Genomic DNA, 12,722 nt, shown 5'->3' on the forward strand with positions numbered 1-12,722 from the left:
TCAAGTCATCAGGGTAACATTAAAGGCAGGCTAAATGTTTAAGCATCGCCTTTAAAACTACTCTTGGTTGCCCACAAACCGAGTGCGGGATTACTCACATAAAAAATTTCTTCACCATCAGGCATTGTGTTCCAGCCGTCTTTTAATGTTTCAATTGGGTATTGCTTAACGGCTTCGTTGTAATGACGGTATTGATAATTAACCGACTCTATCTCTTCTTTGCTCACGGCGTCATCAGGACAATAAGTCACACTAAAGCGACCGTCTGTTGTACCGTGAATTAAATGAGCCGCCGCCGATAAATTATTAGCTAACTGCTCATTATGCTTAATCGCTTCAAGCGTATCATCGGTACTGTTATAGCCAAATTTGCGGATCAGACCGTCGATTTCTTCATCTTCACCAAAACGCTTAAGACCGGGAGCCAGTACAATTAATTCACCACCGTCAGCTATCGCCATGCGCGTGCGATAAATCGATTTATTACCTAACCAAGTTGTTTTAAATTCGTGAGGCTCTAAGTAGACAATGGCTTTTTGAATTGGCTTATCTAATAAGTTTAAATTAAGTTCTTGGCTTAATTCACAGGCGGCTTCATAAGTGACTTGTTCATTACCACAAAACACGCCATTCAAATTCATTTTATTTTCGCCTTGCTGCAACACGGTTAAAATAAATTCAAACGGAAGATGGCGTAAAAAAGTATCAAACCCTTCATTTAACACTTTACGCACAGGGCTAGATGTTCGCCCCATGATACGCTCCATGCCATAAACCGCACCTAAAAAGTGAGACTTATGAATAGTATCTGACCCGCCGACACCCACTAAAACATTTTTAGTGTAATTAGCCATACCAATGACTTCGTGCGGAACAATTTGACCAACCGAGATAATTAAATCCCATTGTTCTTCAAGTAACACTTTATTGACAGCGACTTCAAGTGATGCGTCGAGTTTGCCCTCTGAAAGCTCATTTAAGCGCTCACGGGGTACTTCGCCTAAGCGCACAACATCATTGCGCCAATGATGAGCTAAAAACGCGTCTTTTGGAATATCCGTACCAAACATACGGTCAATCTCTTCATCATTCATGGGGTCATGTGTGCCTAAAGCTGGCATCAAAAATACGTCAGCTCGAAGTGATAACACTTGATAAAGATAATTTGAAATAAAACCGGCTTTAGAATAAAAACGAGTCGCATCAGGTGGCAAAATTAAAATACGTTTAGCCGTTTGTGCTTTTTCGGCAATAAATTGATCCAATAAAGCAATCAATTCTTCGTCACTAAAACCCGCACCTTCTTTAATCGAATGAATAGGATAAGTCATTATTATATCGCCTTAACAATTTGAGTAACGATGCCATCTACTGTGTTATCGATTGAAACAACCAATGCATCATCTGGTTCTTCTAACGTATTTAACTGGCTATCCAATAATCCAGTTGCCATAAAATGGTTCTTACGGCCCTCTAAACGAGCAGTTAATAAAGCCTTTGAACCTTGTAAGTATACAAACTGCACAACATTGGTTGTGGTTGATGTTAACAGATCACGATATTGTTGCTTAAGTGCAGAACAGGCTAATACAGCAGGTCCTTGATTATGCCATGAATTAATACGTTCAGCTAAACCAAGCAACCAAGGCCGACGATCATCATCATTGAGCGCAATGCCATTCGACATTTTTTCAATGTTATTTTCACTATGATAATCATCTGCATCATAAAAGGGTGCTTGAAGTCGTTCAGCCAACAATTGGCCTACCGACGACTTACCGCAACCACTTACACCCATCACTATATATACCATTTTTTGTCCTAACTTAACTAATACCGCTTAAACTTAACCTAACCTTCAAGTGAATATAAACGTCTTGAAATACGAAGTTCAATTAACCTGACTAACTTGCCATTAAATTATGACAGCAAGCTGTTTTCATACCCTTCTTTTGCTAAACGATAAGTTAGATCATGTGCCAATGAAAATGCATGTTCTTCTGTCATGCGGTGTTCACACACTAACTGCGCTAAAAAACGACAATCAATTCGGCGTGCCACATCATGACGGGCCGGAATAGATAAAAAGGCGCGAGTATCATCGTTAAACCCAACCGTGTTATAAAAACCGCCTGTTTCTGTCATTTGATTACGGAAGCGCAACATACCTTCTGGTGAATCATGGAACCACCACGCTGGCCCTAATTTTAAACACGGATAATGACCGGCTAGTGGGGCGAGCTCTCGACTATAGGTTGTTTCATCTAACGTGAACAAAATAATGCGTAAATTCTTTTCATTACCAAAACGATTTAATAGTGGACGTAAATTAGTAATAAATTCTGTAGCTAATGGTAGATCGCTGCCTTTATCGGCACCAAATGCATTAAATAAAGGTTGGTTATGATTACGAAAACAGCCTGAATGTATTTGCATCACCATGCCATCTTCAACGCTCATCTTAGCCATTTCAGTTAACATTTGGCCACGAAACAATTCATGGTCTTGTTCGTTACTCGCACGCTGCAAAATTTTATTAAATAAAGCATTACACTCACCCAGCGATAAATCAGCGGTGAAAGGCGTTGGGTGTCCGTGATCTGTTGCAGTCGCACCATGTTCACGAAAAAAAGCACGACGTGCTTTTAAGGCATTAAGGTAACCCGCCCAAGATTCGGTATTTTCTTGAGTTTGCTGCCCCATGAGTTGCACATTAGCTAAAAATTTAGGATTACTCGGGTCAACAACATCATCTGGCCTAAACGTAGTGATAACCGTACTTTCAAGCCCTGTGCCTTTTAATTTGGCGTGGTGTTCGAGTGTATCGGTTGCACCTTCAGTGGTTGCAATAAGCTCAATATTAAAACGCTTTAACAAGGCACGCGGTTTAAACGCATCCGTTTGTAATGTTTGATTAATCGCATGATAAATGGTGTCGGCGTTATCTAAATTTAGCTCAATATCAAAACCAAACACTTCGCATAAAACAAAGTCCATCCACATTCGTGATGGCGTACCGTGATACAAATGATAGTTTTTAGCAAACAAACGCCAAATTTTTAAATTATCCGCTTCAGTTTGCACACCATCTACGCGGCGTATACCAAGTTCATCTAATGTAATACCTTGGCTGTAAAGCATTCTAAAAACATAGTGATCAGGAATAATCAATAACTGCGTCGCATTTTCAAAACAAGTATCATCAGCAAACCAACTTGGATCGGTATGCCCATGTGGACTCACAATGGGTAAGTCTTTAATTGAAGCGTATAACTCACGACTGATTGCACGTTCACTTTCGTTTGCACTAAATAAACGATCAGCATGCAATGTATAAGGGCGATTTGATTGGCTCATCATGACCTCTAAATTAAAAAAATGTGTGTTTTAGACATTAAAATCTCAAGTTAAATATTGTCTACCGACAACCAAAGTTCATCACGCTCTAACGGAGTGTTAGACGGTAAATCAGGATTTGAAATTCTAAAAATTTTACGCTCTTTTATTTGTGAGCGCTGTAATACGGTTTGAATTAACGGATGACCATAAAAAAATTCATCAAAACGGCCATCTGCAATTGCAGCTTCTAACTTGGTTTCAATTACGCTAGCCAAGCTTATATTTTCGGGTGACACAAATAAGTATAAGGCTAATGGATACACGAGCATTAACCGTTTCTCGATGGTTAAGTTGAGTTCTGGCCTTGCCTGAACTTCTGAAAAAGGTTCGTGTAACGCACGTGGAAAATAATCAAAACGATCTCCCTCAAGCATAGGAAATAAATTCGGATATTTTAAGGTGGTGACAACATCAAAACCGGCGTTTTTTAATATTTTAGTATCAGACCAAGTCACACCTTGCCCTGCTTTTAAATTTTGTAAAGCAGACAGTGTATTGACCTGATCAAATTTAGCTTGCGCGCCTTTTTTAATAATAAAGATGCGATGCCCTAACAAACCTTTCAAAATAGGAATTCGGATAGGCAGCAAATCATCTTCAAGTGATTGACTCGTACCAAAAGCAGCAACACTTAATGCACCGTTTTTTAATTCACTAATTTGACGGGATCCAGATAAATTTTGTGATATTGACTTCAGCTGAAAATTATCATCATCTTTGAATAAAAACGTTAATACATCGATGTGGTACTGATCCTTTTCGGCTTCAGCCTGCACATGATAAATCGTTTCTTTTGCTTGCATAACAAGAGGTGTAATCATTAACAAAACCGAAAAAAACAAAATAAATAGTTTATTCATGACGCCCCCTCTGGATTAAAAATAATGACCGTTAGCTTAAACTTAAAGCTCAGCAAAAATTGATACATCAAAGCCATTTACAAAACGTGAATAACGCGCGGTTAATGTTTGAATAAAAGTCTCGTTACGCATTAATTCAACATTAAAAAGGCCGTTAATGTTGATAAATATGGCGATATCATGCTCTGCATCACCATTAAACAAATTAACCGCCGCTAACAAATCATCGGCACGTGGATCATTTAACGTTTCATTGGTTTTTGCTTTATTTTGTACAAACAAAATCCAAGCGCACACAACATCACATAAGGGTTCAATAGCGCGGTCTTGCGCTAAATTTTCAATTAAAGGCGTCACAATTCGAACCGGAATTTTTTGTGAGCCATCGCCTGCAATTTGCTCAAGCAAATGCGCTATTTTAGGATTTTTAAAACGATTCAAAATATCGTTCGCATATTGCTCTAAATTAAGCCCGGCGGGTGCTTTCAACGATGGAATAATACATTCGCTTAGTAAGTTAACTAAAAATTGTTCAAGTAACGGATTAGAAACCGCTTCATAAACCGTTTTATGTCCAGCAAGCGATCCTGCATAAGCCAAAGTAGAATGCAGACCATTTAACACGCGTAATTTTGCATTTTCAAAAGCGGCAACATCTTTAGTAAAAATAACGCCTGCTTCTTCCCAAGCTGGGCGCTCATAGTCACCGACATCTTCAATAACCCACTGGTCAAAAGCCTCACGTTGCACTGGTGCACTATCAGAAAAATCAAGCTGTTGCTCAATGCTTTTCAGTGTTTCATCCGTTGTGCTTGGCGTAATACAATCAACCATGGTGTTCGGAAATAACGTGTTCGTTTCTATCCAATTAGCTAGCTCACTTGAAATACAAGCGGCAAATTGCACCACTGCTTGTTTTAAGCGAGTGCCATTATGCGGTAAATTATCGCAAGCAATAACATTAAAACTTGGCGAACCCGCTTTAAAACGTTGCAGCAAAGCGGCAACCAAAATGCCCACCGCACTTCGCGGTGCACTCAAATCGGTTAAATCAGCTTGTATAGCCGGTAAATTTTTATCGAGTTCACCATTACTATCTAAGCAGTAACCTTTTTCAGTCACCGTTAACGTTACTAACTTTGTGTTTAAATGAACGATAGCGTCAACCACACGTGTAATTTCATACTTAGCAACCAGTACATCTTGTAATGAGCCAATAATTTGAAATGACTCTTCTCGGTCACATATCGCAACGGTATATAAATAATCTTGTTCGGCAAGTTGCGCTTGCAGATCACGATTAGTGAATGCAATGCCGGTAATGCCCCATTTAGTCGATTGACTCGATAGGTTATTCGTTTTTTCAGTGAATAAGGCTTGATGAGAACGGTGAAAAGCCCCTAAACCTAAATGCACAATACCGTTGTTAAGCGTATTGCGGTCGAATTCAGGACACGTTAAACCTACAGTAGATGAGGTTTGTAATTGCGTAAGAGTAGATTTATTTAATTTCACGATTATCTTCCTAATTCAGCATTTGGGCATTAATAATAAACAAACTAAGTATACCGACTTCCTAACTGTAAAGCTACCTTACCAGTTTGATTAAAAAAATATAGCCTGTATATAAAACAAACAATGTTATTACTCATTTTCGCAATAACGATAATAAAAAGAGAGCATCCTTGCTCACACACAACACGCTTTGTGTTGTTCTAAACCGTCGTCATACCCAATTAAACATGCGTATCGTTAACGATTTAGACAACAGATTTGTTTACGAGCTTAAAGCATCTGCCTGAACATAAAATGTTAAGCTCTCATTTGCCATTCAATAGACTTAAAGCAACACACTAGCGTGAAGCTTCAAACTCTAGTTTTCTAACGTTGGCTTCAACAAAGTAGAAGTCTGCATATACGATGGGGGTGTTTATTTCGCTAGCATTAGGGAAGTTGCCTGTTGCTTGCGCCATAACAAAACCTAAATCTAAACTATGCGGTTTAGAATCATCTTTATCAGTACGGTATTTGGTAGTAAGTGCCAACATAATTTTATCGGCTAACCCGGCAAACTTTTCTTTCTCGCTTGCATCCGTTGCCGTCAATGTTGCGTAACGATATAAAGCTGAAGCAATTAATGCCGCGGCTGACGTATCTTTTGGAATGGTTCGGCCTGTTAAATCGAATGGTTTACTGCCGCATGGTACAACTTTATCACCTTGAATAATCGGTTCGTTGTACTGTGAATCAAGTGAAGCAATAGCGGTTAACGTTTCTTCAGCCATCAAGCTAGTGTCAATCTTAATTGGACGATACCCTTTATAAGGTAAGGCATCATGCGGAATATTTTTATCACATAAATTTAAGATACCTGAATAAATAGTCGTCTCTGTTGATACATTTTCAGCCGCTTTATAAGCATCTTCTTCGTGAGCAATAAAGTCCCAATTAGGAATAACATCATCGGCTAGTAAAAATTCAATCGCATCATATAATTGGCTGACATGCTGTTTGAAATTAGGCATCGTGCTGATATCAATTTGGGCTTTATGCATAGCTTCAGCCACGGTGACAAAACCATACAAAGACCAACCTTGCCCACGCGCCCAAGCTGAAATATTACCTACGCCCTGCCAGTTACCTGGACGATCAGTCCCGTAATCAAAAACATGGTATGCGATAGGATATTGCTGAGCTTTATCCTCATCAAAATAGTAATAGTGATTTTTAATCGTATTAGCGGCGTGATTAAATGCGACTTCATGATGACGAGGGTTATTACTATCCAGTAAAAATTCAAGATTCATCATGTTGTCAACAATAACCGGATAAGTCCATGGATCAGACAAATAATATAAATCAGATGATTTTTTACCCTTATTGACCGTATGTAATTTAATGCGAGGTATCCAATCCCATGACTTAATCACACCTTCTTCATCTGTATATCGGCCGGTTAAGGTATCGCGCCCTTGTTTTAATGCAGCTATATATTTTTTACGTAATTCGGGATCTAAGTCGGCGTATTCAAGCGCTTCACCAAAAGAATCATTTAAAATAAAACCTAAATCGTGAGTAACACCCCGTTTAGCTTCGCTATATAACAATTCTTGGTAAGTAACAGCGGTTTCAAGCAATTTAGCTTCTTGCGCTTTTGTTAAATCTTTAATTTGATCTTTAGCCGCTAAGAGCTTCCACAACAAGCCTGGATAAAAACCATTTGTCCATTTTTCTTGCTGCTCTAAATAAATTTTACCGTGCTCTTCAGCACGAGGAACGCACAATTTAGTTTGAGTCGCACACAACGGGCTTGCAAGTGTATTTCGATCATTTTCAACATGGTCAATCATTTTTAAGTACTGCGTTTTAGCAAAACTTAAATTATTTTGCGCATCAGTAATTGAAAACTCTGAAGCCGATACTGGTTTATTTTCAGTATTAGACTGACTCGTACAACCCATGCATATAGCGGCGACCGTAGCAACAACAAGAGATAACGATGTAGGTGACATACTTGAATCTTCCTATATTAAAGTGATCTTATTACACCACAAAACAGAATAGTAAGGTGGCCTTACCATAAAAGTTAACACAGTATTTCTGTTCTGTAAACTGCATTAACAATAAATACCTTATAGCTTAATTTTAACGATTTAGTAAACATAGACTGCATAAAGATCAATAATTGACATACCACGAACTAAAATCTATATTATTGGTAATACAGCATTACCATATTGCCAGTTTTTCTCTATGTCAGTATGCTCATAACAAAAAATGTATGTGCTTTTATACCTATCAAGCTGAATAAGTGATCAAGATTAGCGTAAGAAAAAGTTTGAGAACAAGGCAAAAAATTTAGCTAAGTCGTTATGCTACGAGTTAATTTTTAAATGCTGTTATCAAATTTTCAACCCCGCTAAGGTGATCGGTTATTAACAACGATTGGTAGCATTATTTAACCGGTATACCGCCTTAATCTGCATACGCTTAAGGGCTAAATGGTTACCTAAATTTAGTCAATAAAAAGCTAAAACGTAGCCTTTTTATTAACCTATGGTCTTAAACTATGAATGTGCTCAAACGTTTACTTTCATTTCGGTTGTCAATAATCGAACTCACCTTACTCGCTTTTATTACAGGCTTGCATTTCAATGTTAATGCGATGGCCGATAAAAAGGTAGATTTAATCCAAACTCAAAATATCAATGCACAGTGGCAATACTTAGAACAAGACATTAATTTTGAACGAGCTAAAAATGCAAAAGGCTGGTCAACAATCAATATTCCACATACCTGGAATGCCATCGATACCGTTGATTCAAACCCCGGTTATCGTCGCAGTGCAAGCTGGTACAAACGCACATTACAAACAACATCGATTAAAAATAGTTTAACTTTCTTATATTTTGAAGGTGTTAATTATGAAACGACCGTCTATGTTAATAACCAAAAAGTAGGTCAACACATTGGCGGCTATTTAGGTTTTGAATTTGATATTTCACGTTACCTTAAACCCAACGGTATTAATGAGGTTATGGTTAATGTGTCTAATCGATATAACCCTAATTTAATCCCATCTCAAAAAGCTGATTTTTTCCTTTATGGTGGCATTACACGAGACGTATGGCTAATCCAGCGCCCAGCCCAATATGTAAGTCAAGTCACGGTCAATACACCAGACGTTAGCAAACTAAAAGCGTTAACCAATATTGATATCACGTTTAATGAAAGCTTAAACAACGGTGACTTCAGTCTGGTGAGTACGCTTATTTCACCCAATGACAAAATAGTCGAAACTAAGCAACAAACCGTAAACGACATACAAAAAATCAATGTTAACTTTTCAGCTTTACCCCAGCCAGCGTTATGGTCGATCGATACGCCAAATCTCTACACCGCACAAATTGCCTTATATAAAAACAATACGCTATTACAAACCAAAAACGTGACTTTTGGCTACCGCTGGTTCGAGATGAAGCCACATCAAGGTTTTTTCTTAAATGGTGAACGCGTTTTAATTCGCGGTACTCATCGACATGAAGAACACGCAGGGTTAGGTAATGCACTTAGTAATGAACAACATTACAAAGACATGCAACAAATTAAAGATATGGGCGCAAATTTTGTGCGTTTAGGCCATTACCCTCAAGATCCTGAAGTATATAAAGCGGCAAATGAATTAGGTTTAATTATTTGGGATGAACTACCTTGGTGTCGTGGTGGCAAAGGCGGTGCAGAATGGGAAGCCAATACAGAACGCATGTTACGTCAGCAAATTACGCAAAATATAAACCACCCGAGTATTTTATTTTGGTCATTAGGTAATGAAATTTACTGGGAAGAAGATTTCCCAGGTGGCGGCGCAGAAGCCGTTGTTATGCCCTATTTAACTAAATTAAATTCGATCACAAAGCAACTCGACCCAACACGCTTAACCAGTATTCGTAAATATTACCCAGGCGCTGATTTAGTAGATGCTTTTTCACCCTCGATTTGGGCAGGTTGGTACGGCGGAGCTTACAACCAGTATGAAGAAGCATTAACTAAATCAATGAAAAAATACCCTGCTTTTTTACACATGGAATACGGCGGCTCAAGCCACGTCGGACGTCATACCGAAACGCCAATCAGTGCCAGCGGTATACGTGATGCACAGATCAGTGTTGAAGAAGCCATGAATCAAGCCATTGTAAAAAGTGTGGCTAAAGATTCAGACTGGAATGAAAACTATATCGTCGACTTATTCGATTGGCACTTAATGGTATCTGAAAGCTTACCCGGTTTTGGTGGTAATGCACAATGGGCATTTAAAGACTTTGGCACACCATTACGTCCAGAAAACCCTATTCCTTACATTAACCAAAAAGGCTTAGTTGATCGCGAAGGAAACCCTAAAGATGCATACTACGTTTTCAAAAGTGTGTGGGCTACCGAACCATTCTGTTATATCGAATCAAAAACATGGACTCACCGTAATGGCCCTGCAGAAGGTCGCGACGTAGCGGTTTATTGTAATACGCCTGAAGCCGAGTTATTTCTTAATGGTCAATCACTTGGCAAAAAAACTAAAGATGCAAAACAATTTCCTGCCGGCGGCTTAGTCTGGAAAGTGCCTTTTAAAGCCGGTGATAACCAACTTAAAGCGCTAGGCTACACCTCAACTAACAAAACCGTTGTAGATGAAACTCAGGTTAATTATTTAATCGGCGAGCACGGTAAATATCATCACATTGATCTCAGTGCCAAAACGTTAGCTAATGGTCATATTTTAATTACTGCCGTTGCGCAAGACCAAAACAATAATCGCGTATTGAATTATAACGAGCGTGTTTATTTTTCTAACATGGATGGCCATGGTCAATTGCTAGAAAACTACGGCACCCCAACTAAAAGTAGCACGATTGAAATGGCGAGTGGCACCGCATCAATCGAGTTTATCCCTGGTTCTCAAGCAACAACGATCGAGTTTAGAACACAGAATATTAAAGGTGTTTATATAAATATTCCTGCTCAATAAAGTATAAAGAGAGCGAATTAACCTTCGCTCTCTAAGGTATAGTGATGATTGATTACACATTTGAAAAAGTAACAACCGAACGTTTATATGTGCAAGTAGCACAGCAACTGACCAATCAAATTCAGCAAGGCCTTTATAAATTTGGTGAAAGGCTACCTTCAGAACGCGAGTTGGCCGAACGATTAAATGTGGGGCGGCCGACTATTCGCGAAGCGATGATTGCCCTAGATATAGCTCAAATCGTTGAAATAAGAACGGGATCAGGCATTTACGTATCGGTTGATAATACCCATTTATCAGCTGATTTTACCGATACTGGCGTGGGTTTATTTGATGTACTTGAGATGCGTTACATAATAGAAGCGGAATCAAGTGCCATTGCCGCAACAAAAATAACGGATGCGCAAATTCTTGAACTTGAGTCTATAATCAATGAAATGGAAATGTATGAACATGACGCTGAACGTTCAGAATTAGCGGATAAACAATTCCATTTGAAAATCGCCGAAATATGCCAAAATAATGCGCTTTACAAATTAATTAATTGGTTATGGGATCTCAGAATAAGTTCGCAATTAAGCTCTGCTTATTTACGTCGAATTAGAACTGAAGGCGTTGTGCCTTCTATTGAAGAGCATAAAGCGTTAGTCAAAGCCTTAAAAGCACGCGATCCGCTTTTAGCACGTGAAACCATGAAACAGCATATTGAAAACGCGACCGACAATGCATCATTAAACTTTGAGCACTAATTTAAAACCAAGGTAACACCAGCGCTCAGAATAAATAAGGTATGTCTGAGACTCATGCTGAAATGTTACTTTGCTTTATGTGTAATCTATCACAATGCTTATATCTTTTTTGCAAAAGCGACAATTCGAACAGGTTTGAATTTAAGCACTTACGGCTTTACCTCGTCTATTTATTTTCTTATCACTTTCAAAACAATCACTTTCAAAACAATCGCATTAAAAACACGGCAAAATTATGCGCTGTTTGGCCTATTCATAGTTGTGTTAGCTAACCTGTATTATCCCTCGGTTTATGCACAACCTACAAAAATAGTGATTAATAAACCATTATCTGAAACCGATATCCGCTACAAATATGCCTATGATTTATTGGCTTTAATCGTGCTAGAAACAACCCCCGAGTTTGGTGAAACACAGATAATACAAACCCCACAAGTCATGACAAGAGACCGAGCATTACTTGAACTTAAAAAAGGTGAGTTTCTTAATGTCGTGGCTGAAGCTGCACAACCTATTTGGGATCAACAACTTATCCCTGTCGAAATTCCTATTCGGCGGGGTATTCAAGGATTACGTATTTTTATTGTGCGCCAACATAATGAAAATTTGTTAAACGATATTTCGTCTATCGATCAATTGGCTCGTATTCCAACAGGCGTTGGCCTGCAATGGTCAATTTTACCCGCCATGCAGCAAGCCAAGTTTAACTTATTTAAAGGTTCAAATTATGATGGTCTATTTGGAATGTTAGCAAAAGATCGCTTTTTAACCTTTAATCGTGGAATTAACGAAGCATATCAAGAGCTAGAACAGTATAAACATATCTACCCTGATCTGATTGTCGATTCACATATCCTTTTGCATATACCTTTAGCAACTTATTATTATGTTTCACCTAAGTATCCAGCAATAGCAAAACGAATAAAAGCAGGCTTATTAAAATTGATTAACGAAGGCCTGTTTAATCAGTTTTTTTTAGAAAGGGTTTGCCCGGATGTGGCATTAGATTTAAAGCAAGGTACACGCAAAACGTTCAAAATACATAACCCACAGTTTAATCAGCCAGATTCTGTCGTTAATGACACGTTTATGTTTACACAATACGAGCAAGTTTTAAATGCGTGTAAGGTCAAAGCTTAAACACGCATCTTAGTCACCTAGAAAATTGAATGTGTTCAATACAGGTGACTTACA

General features: G+C 38.5%; 9 protein-coding genes. 3 read left to right on the plus strand and 6 right to left on the minus strand.

Features of this window, described 5'->3' with window-relative positions; translation table 11 throughout:
* Positions 1-38: 38 nt before the first annotated feature.
* The 6 genes from DPX34_RS14480 to DPX34_RS14505 all read right to left on the minus strand — a co-directional run bounded on the left by DPX34_RS14480 (position 39) and on the right by DPX34_RS14505 (position 7,771).
* Positions 39-1,331, minus strand: a complete 1,293-nt coding sequence (locus DPX34_RS14480) for a nickel-dependent putative hexonate epimerase (RefSeq protein ID WP_111979166.1) — start codon at positions 1,329-1,331, stop codon at positions 39-41.
* A 2-nt stretch (positions 1,332-1,333) separates the two neighbouring features.
* The gene (locus tag DPX34_RS14485; protein WP_111979167.1) at positions 1,334-1,813 is read right to left on the minus strand and encodes a gluconokinase; all 480 of its coding nucleotides are present in this window, start codon (positions 1,811-1,813) and stop codon (positions 1,334-1,336) included.
* Positions 1,814-1,920: 107 nt separating this feature from the next.
* Positions 1,921-3,357, minus strand: coding sequence for a glucuronate isomerase (gene uxaC, locus DPX34_RS14490; RefSeq protein WP_111979168.1), 1,437 nt, complete (start codon positions 3,355-3,357; stop codon positions 1,921-1,923).
* Positions 3,358-3,407: 50 nt separating this feature from the next.
* The gene (locus tag DPX34_RS14495) at positions 3,408-4,259 is read right to left on the minus strand and encodes a diguanylate cyclase (RefSeq protein WP_232824752.1); all 852 of its coding nucleotides are present in this window, start codon (positions 4,257-4,259) and stop codon (positions 3,408-3,410) included.
* A gap of 42 nt (positions 4,260-4,301) precedes the next feature.
* A complete protein-coding gene (locus DPX34_RS14500) occupies positions 4,302-5,774 on the minus strand; it encodes a mannitol dehydrogenase family protein (protein WP_111979169.1) in 1,473 nt (490 codons plus the stop codon).
* Between the two features lie 338 nt (positions 5,775-6,112).
* A complete protein-coding gene (locus DPX34_RS14505; RefSeq protein WP_111979170.1) occupies positions 6,113-7,771 on the minus strand; it encodes a glycoside hydrolase family 88 protein in 1,659 nt (552 codons plus the stop codon).
* Between the two features lie 557 nt (positions 7,772-8,328).
* Between DPX34_RS14505 and DPX34_RS14510 the strand changes: the two genes are divergently transcribed.
* From DPX34_RS14510 to DPX34_RS14520, 3 genes are read left to right on the plus strand one after another with little or no spacing between them, the layout of a single operon-like run.
* Positions 8,329-10,779: a glycoside hydrolase family 2 protein gene (locus DPX34_RS14510; RefSeq protein ID WP_111979171.1), complete on the plus strand. Its 2,451-nt coding sequence runs from the start codon at positions 8,329-8,331 to the stop codon at positions 10,777-10,779.
* A 44-nt stretch (positions 10,780-10,823) separates the two neighbouring features.
* Positions 10,824-11,528, plus strand: coding sequence for a FadR/GntR family transcriptional regulator (locus DPX34_RS14515; RefSeq protein ID WP_111979172.1), 705 nt, complete (start codon positions 10,824-10,826; stop codon positions 11,526-11,528).
* A gap of 54 nt (positions 11,529-11,582) precedes the next feature.
* Entirely contained in the window at positions 11,583-12,668 is a 1,086-nt protein-coding gene (locus DPX34_RS14520; RefSeq protein WP_111979173.1) for a hypothetical protein, read from the plus strand.
* Positions 12,669-12,722: the final 54 nt, after the last annotated feature.

The organism is Algibacillus agarilyticus (assembly GCF_003286125.1).
Classification (GTDB): Bacteria; Pseudomonadota; Gammaproteobacteria; order Enterobacterales; family Alteromonadaceae; genus Algibacillus; species Algibacillus agarilyticus.